Consider the following 24,983-nt stretch of genomic DNA (forward strand, 5'->3'; position numbering starts at 1 on the left):
CGCCGTCACGAGCTTTTCGCCTGGCGCGGTAGTTGATGCCGATACGTCGCTGCTCCTCCGCTTGACCTCAGAAATATTAGAGGCGGCAGCCCCAGATCTCGGTCAGGACACGCGAGGGGCGACAATGACCTGCATGGGTTGGTTTTCCCGGCGACGCAAGACCGACCCGGACGAAGAACTCACTGCCCCGGTAACCCCCGCGGATGCAGAGGGCGACAGCGACCCGGGCGCATCCGAACCTGACACCGCCGAACCTGACGTCTACGAACCTGGCACCGCAAAACCTGTGGCCGAGCTTGATATCGGCGAAGTTGGGCCGGAATTTGAGGCTGGCCGGCCGTGGACCGGACGCGCGCTGCTGCTGCCCGCGACGCCCACTCCGGCCAACGCTTCCGAACTGGCCAGGATTGCCACCGAGGCCGCCCAAACCGTGGCCGGTATCGACCTCGACTTCAGCCCCGCCTCACTGCAGGTAGTGGATGGAATCCTGGACGGCTTTCGCGAAGCCGGATCCGACATCATGGCCGAATCGATTTTCATCTTCGGCTGCTACATCGGTGAGGTCTTGGTCCGCAACGCCGGCTACGAATGGGTCAACACCCCTGCCGACCTCGCCAAACATCTGGGCGTTCTCACCGTCTACCACCCGGAAACGCAGGCCCACGCCAACCCCATCAACAAGGCTTTCAAGCGCGTCGACTACGGCGAGCCGGACAACCTGCCGTACTTCTACCAGGTCTTCGCCGGGGACGGGCCCTTCGGCTAGCCAGCCTGTTCCGCCGAGCTCAGGCCCAGTTCCTCGAGCACCTCTTCGGTGTGCGCACCCAACTCCGGGGCCGGCCCCCCGACGCGGCCCGGCGTGCGGGAAAACCAGGTCGGCACGCCCGGAAAGCGAACCGTTCCGTATGCGCTGTCGACGGTCTCGAAGAATCCCACGGCTTCGAGTTGCGGATCGTGCAGCAACTCGGCGGGGCTGGACAGTGCCGATGCCGGTATCTGCAGTTCGCGCAGCAAATCCAACCATTCGTTCGTGGTGCGCTCGGCGAACGTCTCGGCCAGCAGCCCGTACACGGTGTCGATGTGACGCGCCCGCCCCTCGAGCGTCGCGTAGACGTCGCTGGCCCACGCCGGTCGCACGGCGTCGATGAACGCGGCCCAGTGCCTGTCGTTGTAGACCAATGCCGCGAGGTAACCGTCTTTGGTGCGATACGGCCGCCGGTTGGGTGCGACCGCGCGCGGATACACCGCCGGCCCCAACGGTGGCTCGAAGATCGCCCCGTTGATGTGCTCGACCAGCATGAACGACGCCATCGCCTCGAACATGCCGACTTCCACCTCTTGCCCCTCGCCGGTGCGTTCCCGGTGGAAAAGTGCCATCGTGGTCGCATACAGCGCGGTCAGGCCGGCGACCTTGTCCGCCAGGATGGTTCCGACGTAATCGGCCTCGCCGGTCAGTTGCTGCTGCACCGAGGGCAGCCCACAGGCCGCTTGGATCGTGTCGTCATATGCCGGTAGGTCCCGGTTCGGCCCGCGCCGCCCGTAGCCGTAGCAGTTGGTGTACACGATGGTCGGGTTGACCGCCGCGACGTCGGCGTAGCTCAGGCCGAGTCGGGCGATCGCCTTGGCCCGCATCGAGTGGATGAACACGTCCGCGCGTTCGATCAGCGCACGCATCGCGGTCTGGCCGGCTTCCGACTTCAGGTCGAGGGTGATACCACGCTTGCCACGGTTGACGTTGACGAACACCCCGCTCATCCCGGGAACGGGCCCGGTCGAGACGTACCGGGTGTCGTCACCCTGCGGGGGTTCGATCTTGATCACGTCGGCGCCCATGTCGGCCATGATCTGAGTGCAGTACGGTCCCATCACCATCGCAGTCAGATCGACGACGCGCACACCGGCCAGCGGCCCTGACCTAGACATGCTGCGCCCTCTCCCTGTTCGCCCATGCTGCCGAGTCGAAGCTATACCGGATGTGCTCGGCATGCCCGCTGGGGACGACGGGGAAGATCAGCGGCGCGGACAGGTCCCGGATCGCGTAGAGCTGTTCGGCGACGTTCTCAATTGACCACGAGCGTCGCTGCACGCCAGGCGTTTCGGCGACAAACGCCCTGGCCACCCGACCCGCGATGGCGATCAGCATCTCGCCGTTGACCGGGCAGGACTCATGAGCCAGTAGGCCCACCACGGGCGCCACCAGATCCGTCCCCATCGGCGGGTAGGCCGAAATGTCCAGGCCATCAGCCATTCTGGTCACCGCGGACGGGACGATGACGTTGCACAAGACCCCGTCCGCCGCCCCCTCGAGGGCGGCGACGTTGGACAGCCCAACCAGGCCCGCCTTGGCGGCCGCGTAGTTGGCCACGCCGTGATTGCCGTACAGTCCGCCGATCGAGGAGGTCAACACGATACGGCCGTACCCGGCGTCGCACATGACCGGGAAGGCGGGCCGCACCACGTGGAACGCGCCGCGCAGGTGCACGTCGATGACGGCATCGAAGTCCTCGTCGCTCATCTCCTTCAACGACGCGCGCCGCACGTTGCCGGCGTTGTGGATGAGGATGTCGATGCGGCCGTACTGATCCAAGGCGGTCTGGATGATCGCCCTGCCGCCCGCGGCCGTCGTCACCGACTCGACGCAGGCGGTCGCTTCCCCTCCGGACGCGGCGATTTCGTCCACCACCTTGTGCGCCGGCGACGGGTCCGTGCCGTCACCGGTCAGCGTGCCCCCGGTGTCGTTGACCACGACCTTGGCGCCCCTGGCCGCCAGCATCAACGCGTAGGCGCGGCCCAAACCGCGCCCGGCGCCGGTCACCACGGCGACGCGATTGTCGAATCTCAACTCGCCCATCACGTTTCCAGATCGAGCCCGGCGAGATCACCCTTGGCGCGCCACTCGGCCAGCAGGTCGCCGAAGGCGTAGAAGCCGGGTCCGTAGGGTTCGCCGAGGTGCGAACGGATGCCCTCGCCGTCGGCAGTCCCCTTGCCGCCGCCCTCATTGTTGTAATAACCCGGCGTGCATTCCAGGTCGAATGCGGAGTTGTCGATCGCGGTCTCCCGGATGGTCTGACACCAATTGTCTTGGGCCTCTTGGGCTGGCTCCACCGTCGTCGCTCCCCGCGCCAGGGCTTCGGCGATGATGTAGGCAATGTGCTCGCCCTGCAGTTCGTAGTTGGCGGCGATGTTCGCGGATATGCCCACCTGGGTGAAACCGGTGAAGAACTGGTTGGGGAACCCGCGGGTGGTGAACCCGTGCAGTGTCTTGTAGCCGTCGCGCCAATGGTCGAACAGCGACACGCCGTTGCGTCCTTCGATCGTGTCGATGGAGTAGCGGCGGCTGATCTCCGTCGTGATCTCGAACCCGCTGGCGTAGATGATGCAATCCACCTCGTACTCAATGCCGTTGGCTACCAAGCCTTTTTCGGTGGCCCGTTCGACGCCCCTGGTTGACGACACATCCACCAACGTCACGTTGGGCCGGTTGAAGGTCTGCAGGTATTCGTCGTTGGTACACGGCCTCTTGCACAGGAACCGGTAGTAGGGCTTGAGCGCCTCGGCGGTCTCGGGGTCATCCACGATGCTCTCGATGCGGCGCCGCAACCGCTCCATCAACTTGTAGTCTTCTTCCTCGTTGATGGCCATGAACTGCTCGGGGGTCATCGATGCGGGATCGTCCAGCTCAAGCACCCGGGCCGCGGTGTTGCGGCCGAGTTCAGTCCAGAAGTCACACACGTAATCGGGCTGGCCCGGCGCCATTCCTTCGAAGGTCCAGGAATGGAAGTTGCGTTGCCGCTCCTTCTGCCAGCCCGGCTTCAGCGTTTTGACCCACTCGGGATCCGTCGGCCTGTTGTTGCGCGGGCCGACAGACGAGGGGGTGCGCTGGAATACGTAGAGGTGCTTGGCATCCCGGCCCAGGAACGGCACGATCTGCACGGCGCTCGCCCCGGTGCCCACCACGGCGACGCGCTTGTCGGCAAGCTTGTGCAGCCCGCCGTTGCTGTCTCCTCCGGTGTACTCGTAGTCCCAGCGCGACGAATGAAAGCTGTGTCCTTTGAAATTCTTGATGCCCGGGATACCCGGCAGCTTCGGTCTGTGGAACGGGCCCGAGGCCATCACCACGAACCGGGCCCGAATGTCGTCGTCCCGATTGGTGCCGACCCGCCACCGCTTGAGCTCCTCGTCCCAGTTCAGCGCCCGTACCTGGGTTGAGAAGATGGCGGAATCGTAGAGGCCGTAGTGCTTTCCGATCCGCCGGCAATGTTCGTAGATTTCGGTGCCGTCGGCGAACTTCTTGCTCGGGATGTAGTTGAGCTCTTCCAGTAGCGGTATGTAGCAGTAGGATTCGTTGTCGCACTGCAGTCCGGGATAACGGTTCCAGTACCACACCCCGCCGAAGTCGCCGCCTAGCTCGATGATTCGGACGTCCTCGACGCCGGCCTTCTTCAAATGAGCCGCACACAACAGGCCGCCGAAGCCACCGCCCAATACGACGACGTCGACGTCCGCCGAGATCGGGTCCCTGACCAAGGGCGGCGTGCGCGGGTCGGTTTCGTAAAAGTCCGCGAACTCTTCGACAAGTTCGATGTACTGCTTGGAACCTTCCGGACGCAACCGCTTTTCGCGTTCCTGCCGGTACTTCTCCCGCAGGGCGGGCAGGTCGATGTCCTCCGGCGTCGTCGTCGGTTGGCAATCAGAAGTAAAGCCGGTCATGCCAGTGCGTTCTCCGGTAGTGCGGCGCGGTGCAGCGGCGCGGCCATCTCCTGGACCGCGGGCAGTACCTCCTTGGCGAACAGCTTCGTGCTCGCCGTCGCCTCGTCGAACGGCATGGTGCCGAACTGCGGGACGATGGTCAGCTCACAGAACGAGCAAGCCTCCTGCGCCGCCTTGATTCGGTTGAAGATCTCCTCCGGTGTGCCGATCAGCAGGTTGGAAGCGTGATAGCCGGGTGTTTTTGAGGGGCCTTTTGCGGGTCCATCTTGCGGGCCGGTGACCGAGGATGCGAGCACCGCCGTCGCCGTGGCCTCGCGCGCCGCATAGGCCTCATATCCCTTCACGCCCCGGAAGTTCGACGCGTCGGCGAATCCGTAGTGCACGGTGACATCCCGGTTCGCGGTCCAGATCCATTCCTCGGACTTGGCCGCATCTTCGGGGTCAGCCGAGCAATACATGAACATCACGTTCTTGGGCTGGCACGGCGGCAGGCCTTCCTCCTGGCGGAAGGTGTTGACCTTCTGCACTTCTCGGCCGGCGTCCTCGATGGGTTTGTTGCCGACGAACAGCGGCACCATGCCGCGGCGGGCGAGGATCTCCAGCGACTCCGCGGTCGATGATGAAGAGTAGATGCGGGAGAACAGGTCTCGACTCTTCGGTTCGGGCCGCAGCGACATCTCCGGCACCTTGAAGATCTCGCCCTCGTAGGCGAACCGCTCTCCCGAGAAGGCCAGCTGGAGGATGTCCAGGGTCTCGTTGAAGCGCTGCCGGCTTTCCTCGCGAGGCACCCCGACGGCGTCGAACTCGCCCTTCGACACGCCGCGCCCGATCCCGATGGTGTCGTAACGTCCGTTGGAGATGATGTCGAGGTAGGCGATCTGGTGCGCCAACCGGATGGGGTGCCACCAGGGCGCGACGGCGACGAACGTGCCAAGACTCACCCGTTCGGTGCGCCCGGCGAAGTAGCTCAACGCCTGAATCGGGTTGGGGGTCATGCCATATGGTGTTCCACAGTGCTCGGGCATCCAAATGCCGTCAAACCCCAGCGGTTCGGCCAGGTCGGCAATCGCGAGCGTGCCCTGCACACATTCCCAGTCGGGGGTCGCGGGCGGACTACTGAAATCTTCGGCAAGCACGCGGTCCCAGTCGCGGGAGTTGTGCGCGCCGAATCCGAGATTGACTTTCATTGCTCAGCCCTCTTTCCGGTGACGGGTCAGCTCGGTCGGTGCGCCGGTGCCCATGTATTTGGCCAGATTTCGATGCAGATTGGCGGTGCTGCGTTCCATGTAGGGGTTGGGCCTGGGGCCGCGGAAGCCCAGCGACTTCATGCCTTGTTGAACTGCGGCCATGTTGGAGAAGTCCTGCGGCAGTACGGTGCGCCAGCTCGGGTCATCCGGCGGAGCGTACACCCACTCGGTTTCCGGCTCTTCGCCTTTCGGGTAGAGCTCGTAGCAGGATGCTTCGAAGATGCACTGGTCGGGATCGTAACCGTGCGGGCGAGCGCTGTAGCACAGGGCGGTGGTAAGGCCCTGCCCGATCTGGAAGTTCGGAAAGATCTGCCAGGCCGTGCCGCTCTTGGCCAGGTGTTCGGGATCGATGGTCGGCCAGATCACTCCCCGGGCGGCGTCGTCACGTCGCGCCGAGTTGAGCCAATGGCTGAGCACTTTGTCCGCCGGCGCGTCCGCGGGCAACTCGTCGACCAGTCGTTGCGCCGCGTCCACCAGCGTCTTGGTGGTGGTCGCATTGGTTTCTTCCAGTGTGTAGAGCTGCATTTCAGCGGTTGAGACGCGGGGGTCCGCACCGGTGCCGAGCCGGATCTTCGACTTGGTCTCCGATAGGTCTTCTGGCGCGTCGTAGCCGATGTTGCTGTGCTTACCCTGCACGGCGGCCCAGCCGCGGAAATTGCCGAACTTGTTGAACTGGGGATGCGTGGTGGCGACATGGTAGGTCTCGTTGAAGGCCTCCATCGCCACCTTCCAGTTGCACTGGAAATGCAGCCATTTCCGCCACTTGCAGCGCATGTTCTGCAGTCCGAACGGATCGAGCATGGTGGCCGCGGGCTCAAGGTAGTCCCGCAGCGGCTCGGCGTCGGGGTCCATGTTGATCCAGATCCAACCACCCCAGGTGTCGACGTGGACCGACGCCAGACGGGTGTTGTCGGCTGTCAGCGCACCCTGCCAATCCTGCTTCTCGGGAATGTGGATGCAGTTGCCGTCCTGGTCGTAGGTCCAGCCGTGAAACCCGCAGACGAATGACTTCTTGTGTCCGCAAGCACTTTTGGCCCCTGACGGGGTATCCACCAGCCGGCGGCCGCGGTGCACGCAGACGTTGTGGTGGGCCTTGAAAGTGTTCTCCCCGGTGCGTACCACCAGGATCGAGTCGTCCAGGATGTCGTAGGTGAGGTAGCTGCCCACCTTCGGCAGGTCCTCGACACGCCCGACCTGTTGCCACACCTTGCGCCACAACTTGTCGCGTTCTGCGCGCAGGTAGTCCTCGGAGATGTAGGCCTCAACGCCGATCGAGACAGGCCCCGACAGTTGCCCGTTGGTGTCGGTCACGTCTCTCCTCCCTTCTCGTCCCAGCGCTTGATCGCGGCGCGAAACGATTCGTCCTTCAGGAACAGCGAGGTGTTATCGGCACCCAGGTGCCCCCACTTGAGGTTCAGGCCGCCGTCGACCAACAAGGTCTGTCCGGTGATGTAGCTGGACAGGTCCGAGAGCAGGAAGAGGATGGCGCCGGCCACCTCCTCGGGACGTCCCCGCCGTCCCATCGCGATCGCCTTGCGGTCCCGCTCGGGATCGTGGTCGGTGTAGGTGCGGGAGGCGGGCGTCTCGGTGACCCCGGGCGCGACGGCGTTGACCCGAATGCTGGTGCCGTCCTCGTCGCACGCCAGTTCCAGCGCCATCGTGCGGGTCACCGCGACGATGGCGGCTTTGGCGGTGCCGTAGGCGATGTGGAAGGGCGCGGTGTTCATGCCGCTGATCGAGGAGATGGAGACGATGGAGCCCGGGCGCCGTTGGCGTTTCAGTTCCGCGGCCACGGCCTGGCTCATGAAGAACATCGTCTCGAGATTGCAGGTGAACAGCTCCCGCCAATCGCTGCGCGTCACCCGGGTCGACGGCATCCACGTCGACGGGTCCGCGCCCCCGGCCACATTGACCAGCCCATGCAGGTCGCCGTCGGCGCGACGCACCGCCGCCAACGTGGCACTCACGCCTTCGTCGGTGGAGGCGTCGGCGGCGACGGGCACCACCGCCAATCCCTCGTCCACCAGCGGGCCGACATGCCGATCGAGATTGTCCTGACCACGGCTCACCGCGACCACCGTCGCCCCCGCCTGCGCAACCAGGCGAGTCACGGTGGTGCCGATGCCGCCGCCGCCCGCGCCCGCGACTACGACGATGCGTCCGTCCAACCGGAACGGATCTACCGACATCGATTTGTCCGGACAAGATAATGACGTGCACTCATCAGAGAGCATGATTCTCTTAGGTAGGCCAGGACGTCAAGGCTGGAAGGGTATCGGCTGTTCAGTATTGTCTGGACCACGGATCGGTTGTAACGTCCGAGCCGTGATGGCCCGCTACCCGGTCGCAACGTCACCGCGTCTTGCCGAGGGCTGGACCCTGACCCAGCTCACCCCGCCCAGTCGGCTGTTCGGAGCGAACGGTCTGCGCACCGGTCCCGACGGCCGCGTCTACATCGCTCAGGTGACCGGCAGCCAGATCAGCGCCCTCGACGTGGTGACCGGCAAGTTGGAGACGATCAGCGCCAAGGGTGGCGACATCATCGCTCCCGACGACGTGGCCTTCGACCCCGACGGAAACCTGTACGCGACCGAAGTCATGGACGGGCGCGTCAGCGTGCGGGACGCCGCCGGCCGTAGCCGGGTACTCCGTGACGACGTGCCAAGCGCCAACGGGATCACCGTGCATCACGGCCGATTGTTCATCGGCGAGTGCCGCGAGGGCGGGCGGTTGTTGGAACTCGACCTCAATGGCGGTGCACCCCGCGTGCTGCTGGAGAATGTCCCCTCGCCCAATGCGATGGAGGTCGGACCGGACGGTCTGTTGTATTTCCCGGTCATGGGCGCCAACGAGATTTGGCGCATTGACCTCGACGGGGGCGAACCCGAACGGGTCGCGGGTGATTTGGGTGTGCCCGACGCGGTGAAATTCGACTCCGAAGGCTACCTCGTCTCGACCCAGGTGCACAGCGGGCAGGTGCTGCGCATCGATCCCCGCAGCGGTGACCGGACCGTGCTGGCCAGCCTGAATCCGGGTCTGGACAATCTGACCTTCGTTGGCCGGCGGCTGTTCGTCTCGAACTTCACCGGCGAGATCACCGAGATCCTCGGCGAGGGTGAGTCGCAGACGGTGTTGGCCGGCGGATTGAACTGGCCACTGGATCTTGCCGTCGGCGCGGATGGGCTGCTCTATATTGCCGACGGAACGTACTTCTATGCATTAGGCCACGCCGATGATCGCGAGCGCGGCGCAGCCGGGCGAAGCGGGTCGTCGGCCATCAGACACGCCGATGATCGCGAGCGCGGCGCAGCCGGGCGAAGCGGGTCGTCGGCCATCAGACACGCCGATGATCGCGAGCGCGGCGCAGCCGGGCGAAGCGGGTCGTCGGCCATCAGACACGCCGATGATCGCGAGCGCGGCGCAGCCGGGCGAAGCGGGTCGTCGGCCATCAGACACGCCGATGATCGCGAGCGCGGCGCAGCCGGGCGAAGCGGGTCGTCGGCCATCAGACACGCCGATGATCGCGAGCGCGGCGCAGCCGGGCGAAGCGGGTCGTCGGCCATCAGACACGGCACGCTGCGGACAGCCGGAATGTTGTTCAGCCCAGGGTATCCGGGCTTCCTGCGAGGTGTCGCGGCAGCCGGCCCTGGCGAATTCATCGTCACCACTTCGAATGGCGAGGTGGCGCGCTACCGGCCGGAGGCCAACGAAAGTGATTTCCTGGCAACGGGTTTTGACCAACTGTATGGGATCGCCGTCGCCCCGTCGGGCGCCGTGCTGGTCGCCGAGTTCGGGGCGGGACGGGTGCTGTCGATCACGCACGGTCAAGCGGATGTGTTGGCCTCGGGCCTGAACGAACCGGTCGGCGTGGCGATCGCCCCCGACGGCGCCTGCCTGGTTTCGGAGTCCGGCGCCGGGCGGGTGGTCAAACTAGACGGCACGGGCGCGGTCATCGAGGGACTGCAACGGCCGCAAGGGATTGTCGTCCACGACAACACGCTCTACGTGGTCGACGCCGGGGCCAAGGAAGTCGTTGCAGTCGGATTGGCTGACGGCTCCCGGCACACGATCGCCGCCGATCTTCCGGTGGGCCCCCCGCCCGGCGTGACTCCGAAACCACTGCGCGGCATGCCTCCGTTCTCTGGGCCGCAGGGACCATTCGCGGGCATCGCCGTCGGACCCGATGGCACTCTATATGTTTCGGCGGACGGCGACGGCAGCGTGCTGGCACTGCGCCGAGGTTTGTGAAGGGCGACAACGATGTCCGAAGCCAAAGTCGCCGACCACCGCTACCTGCAGGTGGCACGCACCTTGCGCAAGGAGATCGTCGACGGCGTGTATCCCGTCGGATCGCAACTGCCCACCGAACACGAACTGTGCGAACGTTTTGCGGTCAGTCGCTACACCATTCGTGAGGCATTGCGGCGCCTGCGGGAAGACAACTTGGTGTCCTCCCGGCCGCGGACGGGGACGCTGGTGGTGCCGCGCCCCTCGTCGGATTCGTATGTGCAACATGTGATGTCGATCAATGACCTACTGGCCTTCGCTACCGGCACGCGGTTCGCGATCGACTCCATCGCCATGGTCACCATCGACGATGACATAGCGACCCGCACCGGACTGGCGGTAGGCGAGCAGTGGTTGTCCGTTCGTGGTCACCGGCGGGCAGATGACGCCGACCCGGCTGCGGCGGCGTTATGCCGTACCGAGTACTACATCAACCGTGCGTTCGCGGCGGTCGGCCGGCTGCTGCAGCGCCACGAAGGTCCCATCTTCCCGCTGATCGAAGACCTCTTCGGGCTGAGTATCGTTGAGGTTCATCAGGAAATCGCCGCTGTTCTCATATCACCGGAACTGGCGCGGGGCCTCAAGGCGGAGGTCGGGGCGCCGGCTCTGGAAGTGCTGCGCACCTACTCGACGTCGGACGGGCAGGTCGCCCAGGTCACGCTCAACACCCACCCCGCAGCCAGGTTCCGGCACTCCATGACGATGCGACGGGTACGTGGCTAGCGCACGTCGAAGCCAGATCGGCGGTCGGTGGGTCCGTTGGGACGAGCACCGCGCCGCGCAAGCCTATGCACAGGGTTGGTGGGTTCGAACCACGTTGGCCGATTCGCTGCGTGACGCCGCGCAGCGGACACCCGAACGGGTGGCGTTGATCGACGGTGATCAGCAGGTGCCCTGTCGGGACCTCTATGAGCGCGCGACGACGCTGGCTCAAGCGATGCAGCAACGGATCCCCCCGAGCAGCGTGGTCTCGTTCATGCTGCCCAACTGGCACGAGGCCGCGGTCATCTATCTGGCCACCACGCTGGCCGGGATGGTGGCCAACCCGATCCTGCCGTCCATGCGCGATCGTGAACTGCGCTTCATCCTCGAAGACGCTGACAGCCGCATGATTTTCGTCCCTGCCGGTTTCGGCGGCCACGACTACACCGCGATGTTGGACCGGGTCACGGCACAGCTGGAGTCACCGCCGGACGTCGTGGTGGTGCGCGGGAGCGCGGGTCTCGGCCAGCTTCCGTTCGAGTCGCTGTCAAGTGAAACCAGTCGGCCGCTGCCGACGCTGAATCCAGATGCCGTGCGAATGATTCTCTACACCTCCGGTACCACAGGCCGACCGAAGGGTGTTCTGCACAGCCATAACTCGATCCACGCGTTGATTCGCCAGATCCGCGACTACTGGCGCGTCGAAGTTGGTGACGTGTTCCTGGTTGCCTCGCCGATCGCCCACATCGGCGGTTCCATCTACGCCTTCGAGTCACCGCTGCTGCTGGACACCACGGCCGTACTCATGGACCGCTGGAACAGCGATGAGGCGGTTCGGCTCATGCAGCGGCACCGGTGCACCCATATGGCCGGGGCAACACCATTTTTGGAGCAACTCCTTGCCGCCGCCCAACGCAGCGACACCCGCTTGCCGGATCTCAAGTTGTTCATCTGCGGCGGTGCGTCCGTGTCACCGTCGTTGATCCGCCGAGCTGCAGCGTATTTCGACCGCGCCGCCGTCACCCGCGTGTACGGCTCAACCGAAGTGCCGGTGACAACAGTGGGTTCGGTGGATGATGCGGAGCACGCCGCGGACACCGACGGTCGGGTCGGGATAGCCGAGGTCGAAGTCGTCGACGAAGAGATTCGGGTAAGGGGCCCGCAGATGCTCGTCGGCTACCAGCACCGCGGCGACGAAAGCGAATCGTTCGATGCCGACGGCTATTTCCGCACCGGCGACCTCGGACGTTGGGTTGACGACGGATACCTGGTCGTCACCGGGCGGGCCAAAGACATCATCATCCGCAACGGCGAGAACATCTCACCCAAGGAAGTCGAGGACATGTTGGCCGCCCACCCCGGGATCGCCGAGATCGCCATCGTCGGCGTGCCCGATGACCGCACCGGCGAACGGGCCTGCGCGGTGGTCGTGGCCGCCAACGACACCGAGCCCGCACCCGATGTGGCCAGCTTGCGGGCGTTCTTGGAACAAGCGGGGGTGGCGCGGTTCAAAGTGCCTGAGCAAGTGGTCATCTGGGATGTGCTACCCAAGAACGACGCGGGAAAGATTTTGAAGCACCAGATCAAGGCGGCGCTGATGAATGCGGTGCGGTGACATGCAGGTGGCGATCGTCACGGGGGCGACCGGCGGGATCGGTTTCGGTTGCGCCACGAAACTTGCCGAGGCGGGTATCGCGGTGTTGGCGACGGGCCGCAGCGAAGACAGGCTGGCCGAACTGGCACGGGCGATCGGTGATCCCGCTCGGGTCGCAACGCACGCGGCCGACCTCACCGACGACGGCGCACCGCGGCAGATCGCCGACGCCGCCGTGTCCCGATGGGGGCGCATCGACTTCCTGATCAACAACGCCGGGGTGGGCAGCCCCAAGCCCCTGCACGAGACCGACGACGAATCCCTGGACTATTTCCTGGGTTTGATGCTGCGGGCGCCATTTCGGCTCGCACGCGAAGTGCTGCCGCACATGGCGCCCGGGTCGGCGATCATCAATATCACCTCCACGTTCGCGGTCGTCGGCGGGATGCGCGGTGGCGCCTACTCTGCCGCCAAGGGCGGGCTCACGGCGCTGACCACCCACATCGCGTGTCAATACGGATCCCAGGGAATACGCTGCAATGCGGTGGCTCCCGGGGTGATTCAGACACCGATGACCGAGCAGCGGCTGCAGAACCAGGGCTTCAGACGGATGCAGGTCGAGATGACGCCGCATCAGCGGCTAGGCACCGTCGACGATATAGCCAGCACGGTCGCGTTCCTGTGCTCGCCCGGCGGCGCCTTCATCAACGGGCAGACGATCGTCGTCGACGGGGGCTGGAGCTCCACGAAGTACCTGTCCGAGTTGGCGTTGACCTCGGAATGGAAACCCGCTCAGCCCGATTCGAAGTGACGCCGGATGCCCGAGAGCATCTCGATGTGCGCCTTGACCGCTTCGCGAATGGTGAATCTAGCCAGCGGACGGGGCGCAGCGATGTGAATTCGTTCGGTGACGCGGGTGCCGGCTTCAGTGGGCGCGAACGTCACCGTTCCGCGTAGGCGCACGCCCGGCGACTGGTCGGCCTGCGTCTTGACGTCACCCGACCCGGGCACATCCAGTCGGGCGACGTAGCTGGTTCGAATGGTGATCGGACCCAACGGAATCCGGTCAACCACCCGGTACGTCTGCCGATAGCCCTCCGGTGTTTCGCTACGCGAGAGCACCTGTACCGACACGATCAACGGGTGGACGAGTTTGATGTTGTGCAGGTCGACGTAGAAGTCGCGGACCGCTTCCGGTGGTGCGGGCACCTCCTCGCTCAAGGTCCGCTCGGCGTGCGCAACCCACCAACCCATGCAAAACAACATAGCCCCACCCTTTGCGAGCAGGCGAGCAGACGCAAACTCGTGTTATTCCACGGCGTTTGACACAAGTTTGTGTCTTCTCACGAGAGAAGAACTGTGCGCCAACAGATCAACGCGACGAAAACCACCAGCAGAACGGTCGTGACCGCGACCTGGATCAGCGTTCGCCGCTCCCTGGGCGCGTACACATAGACCGCGCCTACCAATGTCCCGGTCACCAAACCACCCACGTGTGCCTGCCAGCTGATCGGGCCCGAGCCCATAGCGGGGGCGGCGAAGTTGAAGACCAGGTTGATCGCGATGACGGCGACAATCCAGCGCACATCGAAGTTGAGTCGCCGCGCCACCACTGCCAAGGCGCCGAACAGGCCGAACACCGCCCCCGACGCCCCTGCCGTCAGCGAGCCGAGTGGCGAGATCAGATAGACCAGCACCGAGCCGCCCAGCGCGCTCAACCCATACAGCCCGGCGTACCTCACCTGCCCCAACAGCGCTTCCAGCGGAGCCCCCACCACATACAGGCCCCACATGTTCAGCAACAGGTGCGCCGCGCCATAGTGCAAGAACGCCGAGGTCACCAGTCGGTACACCTGTCCGTCGGCGACGTCGGGCGCCGACAGGGCGAACTCCCGCGTCACGCCAGGCAACGCCAGCTGCAAGACGAAAGCCAGCACGTTCAGCCCGATCAGCACGACGGTGACCACCGGGGTCGGCGACAGCTGCTGCCCGCCGAATTGCAGCGTCGGCTGACGGATCGTGCGAGCGCCCTCCTCCACACACTCGGCGCACTGGTGGCCGACCGGGCTCACCCGCATGCATTCCCCGCAGATGTAGCGGTCACATCGGGTGCAGCGGACGTACGTGGTCCGCTGGGGGTGGCGATAACAGGCTGGCGTCTGCGACGTGCTGGGCCCACTCACCGCACCATTGTTGCCTGAACGCCTTGCCTGACCCGATCAGCGTCAGTTTCGTGGAGTCGCTCGCAGCATGAGTGAGCACGCGGGGGCGGTCACACCAAGGGTGTCGCGTTGGCTGCTTCGGCGGCTTCGTATGCCTTCCCGCCAGCGGCGAGCAATTGCACCACCTGGTCGTGGAACGCGACCGCCTGAGCACTCAATTTCTGGTAAGCCTGGGCGTGCGCGCCGAAGAGGGCCGCGATGGTTGCCGAGACCGCATCCGCGCCGGGAGGCATCACACCCGACGTGGGAGCCGCGGCGGCCGAATTGGCGGCGCTGAGCGAGGAACGGATGGCCGCCAGATCGGCTGCGGCCTCGGCTACTTTCTCCGGAAGTGCAATCACAAACGACATTTGGACGCCTTTCACTAAGCCCGGGGACCAGTCGGATTTCTGCGGTCGCCGTTGAAAATCGGCAGTGAATAAAGCCTAACCGCGCTTCAGAGGTGCCCCGTGCACCAATTTTTTGGCCTTCCGCCCGTGCCGAGCAGCCCCGGTCGCGACGCCAAAGCAGTTGGCCGACAGGGCTTCTACCTGGGCACCACTCGAGGCCGGGCAATGGCGGTGATCAGGCATTACCAGCTCGCGGGTGTTCCCTGCTCAGCGGAATTGGCTTACTGTGAATCGCGTGCAGTCAGAGGGATCAGACGGAGATGCCGAATTAGTACCCGTGGAGGCTTTGCACTCGGGTGACCCGATCACCGATGGCGGTCAACGCTACATAGTTCTCGAATCCAAGACCGTTGGCGACAGCTGTGTGGTCCTGGAACTTGAGTCCAGGGTTGACCACCAGCTCCAGGTCATCGAGAAGTCATTCCCCACCGGGTATCACGTCGGCAAGGCCCACCACCGCTACCTGTAGTCCACCTAGCTGGGGGAATGCTGAGTTAGCCCCATCCAGGGGCTAACTCGGTCCGTTGACTCTGCGCCCTTGGCGGCGCCTTCTCGCACTTTCCCGCCGAATCCGCAGACTCAATGCGAGGCGGCCAGGGGGCACCGCCCGGTGTGCGCACGCCCTCACATGTGGACAGGGCCGTTAGACGCCAGGAGGATTGGCGCTGGACATAGTCGAGAGGTGGCCGAATGAAAATCCCGGGTGTGGCCGGCGTCATCGGCGGTATCACCAGCGGGGCGGCACTTGCGTTGCGAGCCGGGATCAGTGGTGCGACCGGCGCTGCCGGCACGGTTCAGACCTTGACCAGTCCAGTGGTAGACCTCGTCGTCCCGGTGGTGGAGACGGCGGCTCAATCGACCAGCCGAATGCTCGGCCAACGAGACTCCGCTGACGGCGCTGAGGACACCATCGGGCCACCGATTCGTTGGCAGAGCGGGCGCCGGGTGCACTTCGACCTCGATCCGCTGCTGCCGTTTCCGCGCTGGCACGAGCACGCCGCCGTGGTCGAGGAACCGGTACGCAGAATTCCGGGAGTGGCCCAGGCCCACGTCGAGGGGTCCCTCGGTCGGTTGGTCGTCGAGATCGAGGCAGACGCTGACACCGACGACGTCCTAGACCAGATTCGCGAGACCGTCGCCGCGGTCAGCGCCGATTTGTCCGAGACGGACTCCGGGTCGGCGCCTCCGGCCGCGCCCTTCGCCGACCCCGGCAATCCGCTGGCCATTCTGGTGCCGCTGACCGCCGCGGCGATGGACGTCGTGGCCATCAGCGCCGCGGTCACTGGCTGGTTCACCCGGCTGCCGGTGGCGCCGCGCAGCGCCCGCGCCGCCGCCGCTCTGATCAACTACCAACCGCGCGTGGTGTCGGTCCTCGAATCAAGGCTCGGCCGGGTGGGCACCGATATCGCGCTGAGTGGTTCGACGGCGTTGGCGTACGGGTTGAGCCAGTCGGTCGGCACACCGGTGCTGGACCTCGTGCAACGTGGCCTCCAGCTGTCCGAGGCTGCGGCGCACCGGCAGCGGTGGCGCGAACGGGAGCCCGAGTTGGCCTCGCCGACCCGGCCGCAAGCGCCGGTGGTGTCGGTACTTTCCTCCTCGGGGGAAGAGCACGCGCCTCGTCACAACTGGGCGGCGGCGGCCGCGGGCGAAGCCTCGCACGTCGTCGTCGACGGCGCCATCGACTCGGCGATAGACACCGCGAAAGGGTCGATGGCCGGCCCGATCGAGGAGTACGTCAATCAGGCGGCGAACGGCTCGGTCATCGCTGCCGCGGGCGCATTGTTCGCCGGCGGTGGCGCCGCGGAGGCCGCCGAGGCGATCCTGGCCGGCGTGCCGAAAGCCGCCCACCTCGGGCGGCAGGCGTTCGCCGCGACCCTGGGACGCGGCCTGGCCAACCAGGGACTGCTGGTACTGGATCCGGGTGCACTCCGGCGCCTGGACCGGGTGAAGGTGGTCGTCATCGACGGGGCCGCGCTGCGCGGTGATCACCGCGCCGTCTTGCATTCGCGGGGAGAGGCACCGGGCTGGGACGACGACCGGGTCTACGAGGTTGCCGACGCGCTGCTACACGGGGAGGAGGCTCCCGAGCCAGACCCCGACGAATTGCCCGCCACCGGCGCGCGGCTGAAGTGGATCCGATCGCAGGGCCCGTCGGCGACGCCGGCCCAGGGCCTCGAACACGCGGAGCTGATTTGCGACGGCGAGCGGGTCGGCAGCGTCGACGTGGGCTGGGAGGTCGACCCGTACGCGGTTGCGCTGCTGCAAACCGCCCATCGCACTGGAGCCCGGGTGGTGTTGCGCAACGTGGCCGGTACCGAGGATCTGTCGGCCAGCGTCGGATCGACGCATCCGCCCGGCACACCGCTGCTCAAGCTGGTGCGGGAACTGCGGGCGGACCGCGGGCCGGTATTGCTGATCACCGCCCTGCACCGCGACTTCGCCTCGACCGACACGCTGGCCGCGTTGGCCATTGCCGACGTCGGCGTGGCCCTCGACGATCCCCGCGCCGCCACCCCGTGGACCGCCGACATCATCACCGGCACCGACCTGGCGGCGGCAGTGCGGCTACTGTCGGCGCTCCCGGCGGCCCGCGCGGCGAGCGAGTCGGCCGTGCACCTCGCTCAGGGCGGCACGACGCTGGCCGGGCTGCTGCTGGTCACGGGTGAGCAAGACCGGACCAGTAATCCGGCCAGCCTGCGGCGCTGGCTCAACCCGGTCAACGCCGCCGCGGCGACGGCGTTGATCTCCGGAACGTGGTCGGCCGCGCGGGTGCTGCGACTGCCCGATCCCACGCCGCAGCCGTTGACCGCGTGGCATGCACTGGACCCCGAGATCGTGTACTCGCGACTGGCCGGCGGAAAACGCCCCTTGGCGGTGGAAGCCGCGACTCCGACCTGGCGACGCCGGCTCAGCGACCTCTCCTACGAGCCGGCGGTCGCGCCGCTGCGCGGCCCGATCCAGACGCTGGGCCGCTTGGCACGGGCGACCCGAGTCGAACTCTCCGATCCGCTGACTCCGATCCTGGCGGTCGGGGCGGCGGCGTCCGCGATCGTCGGCAGCAATGTCGACGCGGTGCTGGTCGCGGGCGTGATGGCGGTCAACGCGTTGACCGGCGGTGTGCAGCGGTTGCGGGCCGAGGCGGCGGCCGCCGAGTTGTTCGCCGAACAGGATCAACTGGTGCGTCGCGTCGTCGTTCCGGCAATGGCGACGACGCGACGACGGCTGGAGGCGGCCCGGCACGCGACGCGCACGGTTACGGTCTCGGCGAAGTCGTTGCGGGTGGGCGACGTCATCGACCTGGCCGCGCCGGAAGTGGTCCCGGCGGATGCCCGCGTGTTGATCGCCGAGGACCTCGAGGTCGACGAGTCGTTCCTCACCGGTGAGTCGTTGCCGGTCGACAAGCAGGTGGATCCGGTAGCCGTCGCCGACCCGGACCGCGCCAGCATGCTTTTCGAAGGAAGCACAATCGTCGCCGGACACGCCCGCGCGATCGTGGTGGCCACCGGGGTTGGCACCGCCGCCCACCGCGCGATCTCGGCCGTCGCCGACGTCGAGACGTCGGCGGGGGTCCAGGCCCGGCTGCGCGAACTGACCAGCAAGGTGCTGCCGATGACCCTGGCGGGGGGCGCCGCAGTAACCGGGTTGGCGCTGTTGCGCCGCGCCTCGCTGCGGCAGGCCGTTGCCGACGGCGTGGCCATCGCCGTGGCCGCGGTCCCCGAAGGCCTGCCGCTGGTTGCCACCCTCTCCCAGCTCGCCGCGGCCCAACGGCTGACCGCACGAGGGGCTTTGGTGCGCTCGCCGCGCACCATCGAAGCGCTGGGCCGGGTCGACACCATCTGCTTCGACAAGACCGGCACGCTGACCGAGAACCGACTACGCGTCGTATGCGCCATTCCGCGCGACGCCGCCCCGGGTGACCCGCTGCCCGAGAAACCGGACCCCGAGATACTGCAGGCCGCGGCGCGCGCGTCGACCCAGCCGCACAACGGCGAGGGACACGCGCACGCCACCGACGAAGCAATCATCACCGCGGCGATTTCGCTTGACGGGCAAGGCGATTCGGACTGGACGGTGCTGGCAGAGGTGCCCTTCGAATCCAGTCGGGGCTATGCCGCCACGATAGGTACGGCGCGTGCGAAGCGCACCAAACCGATGCTGATGGTCAAAGGCGCACCGGAGGAGATCCTGCCGCGCTGCCGGTTCGCCGATCCCGACACCGAGATCGAACATGCCGAAACGCTGGTGCACGAACTCGCCGAACAGGGCTTGCGGGTGCTCGCGGTGGCGCAACGCCCGTGGGACAACGGGACCACCGAGGACGAGGACACCGATGCCGATGCCGTCGACGAAGCCGCCAAGGACCTTGAACTGCTCGGCTACGTCGGACTGGCGGACACCGCGCGGCCCTCGTCGCGCCCACTGATCGAGGCCTTGCTGGACGCCGACCGCAACGTCGTGCTGATCACCGGCGACCACCCCGTGACCGCCCGGGCGATCGCCCGCCAGTTGGGGCTGCCAGCCGACGTGCGGGTCGTGACGGGTGCCGAGATCGCCGGCCTGGACGAAGACGCGCGCGCCAAACTGGCCGCGGACGTTCAGGTGTTCGCCCGCGTCAGCCCGGAACAGAAGGTCCAGATCGTGGCGGCGCTGCAGCGCTGCGGGCGGGTGACCGCCATGGTCGGCGACGGCGCCAACGACGCCGCCGCGATCCGGATGGCCGATGTCGGCATCGGGGTGAGCGGCCGCGGTTCCTCCGCCGCGCGTGGGGCCGCCGACATCGTCTTGACCGACGACGACCTGGGCGTGCTGATCGACGCGCTGGTCGAAGGGCGCGGCATGTGGGCGGGTGTGCGTGACGCGGTGACGATCCTGGTGGGCGGCAACGTCGGCGAGGTGATGTTCACCGTCCTGGGAACCGCTTTCGGCAACGGCCGGGCGCCGATCGGCACCCGCCAGTTGCTGCTGGTGAACCTGCTTACCGACATGTTCCCCGCGTTGGCGGTCGCCGTGACGTCGCAATTCGCCGAGCCGGACGAGGCCGAGTACGACACCGACGAAGAGGCCGAGGAGGCGCGTCGTGCCCATCGCCGTGCGGTGTTGACCGGTCCAACGCCCTCACTGGACGCGCCGCTGATGCGCCAGATCGTCAACCGCGGCGTGGTCACGGCGGCCGGGGCGACCGCCGCCTGGACCATCGGACGCTGGACACCTGGAACCGAAAGACGCACGGCAACAATGGGACTGACCGCTCTGGTCACGACGCAGCTGGCCCAGACGCTGCTCACCCGACAGCACAGTCCGCTCGTCGTGGCGACGGCACTGGGCAGCGCGGGGGCGCTGATCGGCATCATCCAAACACCGGGGCTGAGCCAATTCTTCGGGTGCACGCCGCTGGGGCCGGTGGCCTGGCTCGGGGTCGGCGGTGCCACAGCAGGGGCGACCGTGCTGTCGGTGCTGGCGCCGAAATGGTTGACCAACACGGTCATCGCGCTAGAGCCCGGAGAATCCGAAGAGCTCGAAGAATCCGAGTAGGAATTGCGCCGAACAGCTCAGCTGGTGAGCTCCCGGCGTATCACCTTGCCGGCGGGATTGCGCGGGATGCTTTCGACGATATGGATGTCCCGTGGCTGCTCGAAACGAGACACTTTGCCCTTCAGGAACTCCCGCAATGCGGGCACGTCGACGGCCCGGTCCGCCTTCAGGACGACGTAGGCGGCAAGCCGGTGCCCGAATTGTTCGTCGGGCACCCCGACGACCGCGTTCTCGGCGATGTCGGGGTGGGCGGCCAGGGCATTCTCCAATGCCCGCGGGTATACGTTCTCCCCGCCGGAAAGGATCATGTCGTCCTCGCGCCCAACGATATACAGCCGACCGGCGTCATCGAGGTAGCCCATGTCACCGGTGCTGACCATCCCGTCGATGACGGCTTTGGAGCCGCCGCCGGTGTATCCGTCGGATCCCATTCCGCCGCCGACGAAGATGCGCCCGGTCACCCGCCGCCCGACCGGCCGACCGCGCCTGTCGTAGATACGGACCGGACATCCGGCGACCGGTCGGCCCACCGTTTCCGGGCAACGCCGTAGCTCGACCGGCGTTGCCAGCGAACCGATTCCGACCTCGGTGGAACCGTAGAGGTTGTACAGTACGTCGCCGTAAGCGTCCATGAATCGGCGCGCCAGGCTGGGATCAAGCCGGTCGCCGCTGGAGATCACCACCCGCAGCGACGGCAACGGATTCCGCGCACGTACCCGTTGGGGCAGGTCCAGAATGCGGGACAGCATGATCGGCACCACGCTTAGCACATCCGCGCGTTGCAGCGACGCCTGGGCAAGCGTGGTCTCGGCGTCGAAACGGCGATGCGTGAGCACGGTGCCGCCGAGTCCCACGGTGAGCATCAAGATGCCGAAGCCCAGCCCGTGGAACATCGGAACTGCCAGGCCTACTCGGGATCCGACGTGCAACCTGGTGCGTTCGAGGATCGTCACGCCGACACCCAGGCCCGAATTCAACTTCGGTGTGCGCGGCACCCCCTTGGGCACACCCGTCGTCCCGGATGTCAACAGGATCAATCGGCCGGACGGCGCTACCTTTGGACGCGCAACGTCGACCTGCGCCGGAACCGACCGCGGGTCGAACAGCTTTATCTGCTGCTCGGTTTCGTGGATCTGGCTATCGAATTCCTTGTCGCAGAGCATCGTTCGGACAGAGTGAGACTTCAGCGCACCGCCGAGCGCGTCGCTGCGGAACTCCGTGTTGACGAGAACCACGTCCGCACCCACCAGGGCCGTGGCGAATACGGAGGTGACAAAGTCGCGTCCATTGCGGCACATGACGCCCACGGCATGCCCCGGCCCCACCCCCGCTCGGCGCAGTTCGTCGGCAAGCGCCTCGGTGATTGATTGCACCTCGCGGTAGCTCAGCGCTCCGTCGTCGTCGATGATCGCGGTCCGGTCCGGCCAACGTGCCGCCGAAATAGCAAGCAGCGTATACAGGTTCGTTCCACTTCGGACCAGTTCGCGGACCAGCCGCACGGCTGCGCTCGGGCCGGGCGGACCGAGCAGGCCCGAAAACAGCACTGCCCGTGCCGCCGTGCCGACCACGCTGTCCGTCACTGTTCGCCCTTCCTGCCGGCTTCGGCGAAGAACCTGCGGTGCCACAGCCGGGCCGCGCGGTCGGCCGGCCCGGCAAGCAACACCGACGCCACCTCGGCGGGCAACATCCACGGCGGCTCGTTGGTGCGCGGCCGCTCGATGATCGCCTTGGCTATGGCGTCGGCGGCCTCGTCGGCGTTCAAAGCCGGCAGTCTGCGCAAGACGGGAGTGGGCTCGATCATCCGAGTGCGAACCAGCGCGAAGTAGACCGAAGTCACGTCCACGCCGTCGGCATGCAGTTCTGGTGCGACGCTGCGCAGCCAACGATCGAAGGCGCCCTTGGATGCCTGGTACGCGCCCCACTGCGGTCCCGGGACCACCCGCACACCGACGCTGGACACGTTGATGATGTGTCCGCGACCCTTTTCCCGCATCGCCGGGAGCAGTCCGAGCAGCAGCCAGATCGGGCCGAGGTAATTGATGTCGATGGTGCGCTGGAAGTCGTGCGGCCGGTCGTATTGGTTGTGCAAGGACCGGCGCAGTGATTTGCCGGCGTTGCTCACCACGATGTCCAACGCCCCGTGGTGCTCGGTGATCTGCTTGGTCAACACGTTGACGACGGTCTCGTCGGTCAGGTCGGCCGGATAGGCGATCGCTTCGCCCCCGCCGGCATTGATCGCCGCGGCGACGTCGTCGAGCCGTTCGGCTGAGCGCGCCACGATCAGCACTCTCGCTCCGGCGGCGGCCACTTTTCGCGCGGTCGCCTCGCCTACCCCGTAGGAGGCGCCGGTGATCAGGACAGTCTTGCCCGAAACGGCGCTGCGGAGCTTGTCAGGGTCGGCATCCCGCGCCGGGTTGGCCAATCTGTCAGTAGCTTCTCCCCAGGCCTGTTGCCAAGCCTGCGCTACCAGATTCATGGGCGGCACCCCTCGATTGCTCGATTGCGGTCGGCCTTTATGTGCCCATTCTGACCCACGATCACACCGGCGCTAGACGCGGCACACTCGCCCCGACCCCTGCCCGGTTCCCGCGAGCGCGCGTGTTTGTACGGCGACACACCGTCGAGGCCGGCATTTTGCGCGCGCTCGGCGTGGCAGCGCTACGCCGAGCGGTTGTGCAGCCGACGCGGGTCGACGCCGACGCGAATCCATGCGTCGGCCGCCCAGGACATGTAGACCATCCGCAGTGGCAGCCGGTTGATGAGCGGGTTCAGTGCACGCATTGCTGCGGCGAACCGCTGAAAACGCTTCTCTTTCTTGGCGTTCCACTCCAGGTCACACACCTCACGCATCTGCGGAGGCAAGGTGCCGACAACGACGAGGCGGACGTAGGCGTTGAGCGGTGCAGAGAGCACCTTCCATATCGGCTTGGGAATCCTCCGCGGACGCGGGATGCCTTTGCGGATATAACCGGTGCCGTACAGCACGGTCTTGTGCGGCACGAACCGGTCCAGCATTGCATCCCAGTACTCGACGAATTCGTCGTAGGTCTGCGGTTGCCCGCGGTCGCTGACGCCGTAGAGGCTGTACCAGATCTTGCTTTCCTGGAAGATTTGCTCTTTTTCCGCGTGCGACAACCGGCGGATGAAAGTGTCGGTGTTGTAGAGGACCTGGTCGACGAACGTTGCGTGCGCCCAGTAGAACAGCTCCGGGTTCAGCGCGTGGTACCGCGAACCGTCGCTGATGGTGCCCTTGATCGGCTTGTGGAAATCGCGCACCGTACGGCCCCACGTGTACGGATCGTCGGAATAGACGGTCTTCATCAGCGGCGGTGCGGTTCGCTGGGCCCTGCCCAGCGTGTCGCTGAAGATCACCGAGTGGTCGAACACACCTTGAGCAAGTTGTTCGATGCAGTTCTCAGTGCCCGCGGTCCGTTGAAACCCGAACAGCTGGGTGCGGTAATCGCCATAGAACTTCCAGATCAGCGATTCTGGCCCCAGCCGGGCCGCATCCTCCGCGGTACTATCCTCGACCAGTATCGGGACGGCTTCCCGCACGCCGCTGTCAAAGTCGGGGCCCCCCGGCCGTTCAGCCCATTGGGCCGTCATCACACCTCCTCGCCCGCGGCCCCTCTCGCGGGTGAATCACTGACACAAAATTGTTTCTTTGTTCCACAATAGCACGTTGTCGCGCCCGGGTTCGTCGGTGAACGATACGATCCGGCGCATATGCCGACGGAAATAAGTCTCGATCTGGACGAAATCATCCTGGACACCGCCCGCGCCGTGTTTGAGACCTACGGCCTGCGCCGGGCGAATATCGAAGACATCGCGGCCCGGGCCGGAGTCAGTCGCAGCACCATCTACCGGCGCTTTCCCACCAAGGACAAGCTGTTCGAACGCGTCGTGCGACGCGAGGCGGAAGTGTTCTTCACGACGTTGGACCAGGCCACCAAGGGGTGCAACCCGCAGGAGGCGGTGGTCGAGGCCTTCGCGTTGGGAGTGCGCCTGATCCAAGACTCGGCGTTGTACTCACGCATAGTCGAAAGCGAACCGGATCTGCTCGGCATGTTTTCGCGGTCCGAGGTCTTTCCCATCAGCCGATTCGCCGACGGCATCGCGTACACGCTGCGTCGCTGCGGTGCTGACATCGCCGATATCGACCTCGCGAACATCTCGGACATCTTGTTGCGCGTCGCCTTCGGCATCATCGTGTTCCCCACCGACCGCCTCGACACCTCGAATCACGAAGCCGTGCGTGAATACGCTGCTCGTTATCTCGTTCCGATCATTAGCCTGTAGG

At 66.1% G+C, this 24,983-nt stretch carries 20 protein-coding genes; 8 read left to right on the plus strand and 12 right to left on the minus strand.

Features of this window, described 5'->3' with window-relative positions; all coding sequences use genetic code 11:
• Window positions 1–133: 133 nt before the first annotated feature.
• Window positions 134–766, plus strand: a complete 633-nt coding sequence (locus BST27_RS01550; protein WP_232007178.1) for a hypothetical protein — start codon at window positions 134–136, stop codon at window positions 764–766.
• Here BST27_RS01550 and BST27_RS01555 read toward each other — a convergent pair.
• Genes BST27_RS01555 through BST27_RS01580 form a run of 6 tightly spaced genes read right to left on the minus strand, consistent with a single transcriptional unit; the run spans window position 763 to window position 8,146 of the window.
• Window positions 763–1,923, minus strand: a complete 1,161-nt coding sequence (locus BST27_RS01555) for a CaiB/BaiF CoA transferase family protein (RefSeq protein ID WP_069417744.1) — start codon at window positions 1,921–1,923, stop codon at window positions 763–765. The genes BST27_RS01550 and BST27_RS01555 overlap by 4 nt on opposite strands.
• Complete coding sequence (locus BST27_RS01560; protein ID WP_069417745.1) at window positions 1,916–2,851, minus strand: SDR family NAD(P)-dependent oxidoreductase; 936 nt, start codon at window positions 2,849–2,851, stop codon at window positions 1,916–1,918. Before BST27_RS01560 ends, BST27_RS01555 begins: the two co-directional genes overlap by 8 nt.
• Window positions 2,851–4,710: a flavin-containing monooxygenase gene (locus BST27_RS01565; protein WP_069417746.1), complete on the minus strand. Its 1,860-nt coding sequence runs from the start codon at window positions 4,708–4,710 to the stop codon at window positions 2,851–2,853. The genes BST27_RS01560 and BST27_RS01565 overlap by 1 nt, the downstream gene beginning before the upstream one ends.
• Window positions 4,707–5,897 (minus strand): LLM class flavin-dependent oxidoreductase, encoded by a 1,191-nt coding sequence (locus BST27_RS01570; RefSeq protein ID WP_069417747.1) that lies wholly within the window; start codon window positions 5,895–5,897, stop codon window positions 4,707–4,709. The genes BST27_RS01565 and BST27_RS01570 overlap by 4 nt, the downstream gene beginning before the upstream one ends.
• A gap of 3 nt (window positions 5,898–5,900) precedes the next feature.
• Window positions 5,901–7,268 carry an aromatic ring-hydroxylating oxygenase subunit alpha gene (locus tag BST27_RS01575; RefSeq protein ID WP_079219873.1) on the minus strand — a complete coding sequence of 456 codons (1,368 nt, stop codon included), beginning with the start codon at window positions 7,266–7,268 and terminating at the stop codon, window positions 5,901–5,903.
• A complete protein-coding gene (locus tag BST27_RS01580) occupies window positions 7,265–8,146 on the minus strand; it encodes an SDR family NAD(P)-dependent oxidoreductase (protein ID WP_069417749.1) in 882 nt (293 codons plus the stop codon). The genes BST27_RS01575 and BST27_RS01580 overlap by 4 nt, the downstream gene beginning before the upstream one ends.
• Before the next feature lie 139 nt (window positions 8,147–8,285).
• Between BST27_RS01580 and BST27_RS01585 the strand changes: the two genes are divergently transcribed.
• Genes BST27_RS01585 through BST27_RS01600 form a run of 4 tightly spaced genes read left to right on the plus strand, consistent with a single transcriptional unit; the run spans window position 8,286 to window position 13,351 of the window.
• Window positions 8,286–10,205 (plus strand): SMP-30/gluconolactonase/LRE family protein, encoded by a 1,920-nt coding sequence (locus tag BST27_RS01585; protein WP_083148364.1) that lies wholly within the window; start codon window positions 8,286–8,288, stop codon window positions 10,203–10,205.
• Window positions 10,206–10,217: 12 nt separating this feature from the next.
• Window positions 10,218–10,967 carry a GntR family transcriptional regulator gene (locus BST27_RS01590; protein ID WP_069417751.1) on the plus strand — a complete coding sequence of 250 codons (750 nt, stop codon included), beginning with the start codon at window positions 10,218–10,220 and terminating at the stop codon, window positions 10,965–10,967.
• Window positions 10,960–12,561 (plus strand): AMP-binding protein, encoded by a 1,602-nt coding sequence (locus BST27_RS01595; protein WP_069417752.1) that lies wholly within the window; start codon window positions 10,960–10,962, stop codon window positions 12,559–12,561. Before BST27_RS01590 ends, BST27_RS01595 begins: the two co-directional genes overlap by 8 nt.
• A 1-nt stretch (window position 12,562) precedes the next feature.
• Window positions 12,563–13,351: an SDR family NAD(P)-dependent oxidoreductase gene (locus BST27_RS01600; RefSeq protein WP_069417848.1), complete on the plus strand. Its 789-nt coding sequence runs from the start codon at window positions 12,563–12,565 to the stop codon at window positions 13,349–13,351.
• Here BST27_RS01600 and BST27_RS01605 read toward each other — a convergent pair.
• The 3 genes from BST27_RS01605 to BST27_RS01615 all read right to left on the minus strand — a co-directional run bounded on the left by BST27_RS01605 (window position 13,333) and on the right by BST27_RS01615 (window position 15,112).
• Complete coding sequence (locus tag BST27_RS01605) at window positions 13,333–13,794, minus strand: SRPBCC family protein (RefSeq protein ID WP_069417847.1); 462 nt, start codon at window positions 13,792–13,794, stop codon at window positions 13,333–13,335. The genes BST27_RS01600 and BST27_RS01605 overlap by 19 nt on opposite strands.
• An 89-nt stretch (window positions 13,795–13,883) precedes the next feature.
• A complete protein-coding gene (locus BST27_RS01610; RefSeq protein ID WP_079219612.1) occupies window positions 13,884–14,723 on the minus strand; it encodes a rhomboid family intramembrane serine protease in 840 nt (279 codons plus the stop codon).
• A gap of 89 nt (window positions 14,724–14,812) precedes the next feature.
• Entirely contained in the window at window positions 14,813–15,112 is a 300-nt protein-coding gene (locus BST27_RS01615) for a PE family protein (RefSeq protein WP_069417754.1), read from the minus strand.
• A 274-nt stretch (window positions 15,113–15,386) separates the two neighbouring features.
• Here BST27_RS01615 and BST27_RS01620 point away from each other — a divergent pair, with 274 nt between their 5' ends.
• Window positions 15,387–15,620 (plus strand): hypothetical protein, encoded by a 234-nt coding sequence (locus BST27_RS01620; RefSeq protein ID WP_139804961.1) that lies wholly within the window; start codon window positions 15,387–15,389, stop codon window positions 15,618–15,620.
• Window positions 15,621–15,841: 221 nt separating this feature from the next.
• The gene (locus BST27_RS01625; RefSeq protein WP_069417756.1) at window positions 15,842–20,683 is read left to right on the plus strand and encodes a cation-translocating P-type ATPase; all 4,842 of its coding nucleotides are present in this window, start codon (window positions 15,842–15,844) and stop codon (window positions 20,681–20,683) included.
• 17 nt (window positions 20,684–20,700) lie between these two features.
• Here BST27_RS01625 and BST27_RS01630 read toward each other — a convergent pair whose 3' ends face one another.
• The 3 genes from BST27_RS01630 to BST27_RS01640 form a co-directional block, all read right to left on the minus strand.
• A complete protein-coding gene (locus BST27_RS01630) occupies window positions 20,701–22,263 on the minus strand; it encodes an AMP-binding protein (RefSeq protein WP_069417757.1) in 1,563 nt (520 codons plus the stop codon).
• Window positions 22,260–23,159: an SDR family NAD(P)-dependent oxidoreductase gene (locus BST27_RS01635; RefSeq protein ID WP_069417758.1), complete on the minus strand. Its 900-nt coding sequence runs from the start codon at window positions 23,157–23,159 to the stop codon at window positions 22,260–22,262. Before BST27_RS01635 ends, BST27_RS01630 begins: the two co-directional genes overlap by 4 nt.
• 182 nt (window positions 23,160–23,341) lie before the next feature.
• The gene (locus BST27_RS01640) at window positions 23,342–24,289 is read right to left on the minus strand and encodes an oxygenase MpaB family protein (RefSeq protein WP_069417759.1); all 948 of its coding nucleotides are present in this window, start codon (window positions 24,287–24,289) and stop codon (window positions 23,342–23,344) included.
• Window positions 24,290–24,409: 120 nt separating this feature from the next.
• Between BST27_RS01640 and BST27_RS01645 the strand changes: the two genes are divergently transcribed.
• Window positions 24,410–24,982, plus strand: coding sequence for a TetR/AcrR family transcriptional regulator (locus BST27_RS01645; RefSeq protein ID WP_069417760.1), 573 nt, complete (start codon window positions 24,410–24,412; stop codon window positions 24,980–24,982).
• The last annotated feature ends 1 nt before the right edge of the window (window position 24,983 follow it).

It is taken from the genome of Mycobacterium intermedium (assembly GCF_002086275.1).
GTDB classification, from domain to species: domain Bacteria; phylum Actinomycetota; class Actinomycetes; order Mycobacteriales; family Mycobacteriaceae; genus Mycobacterium; species Mycobacterium intermedium.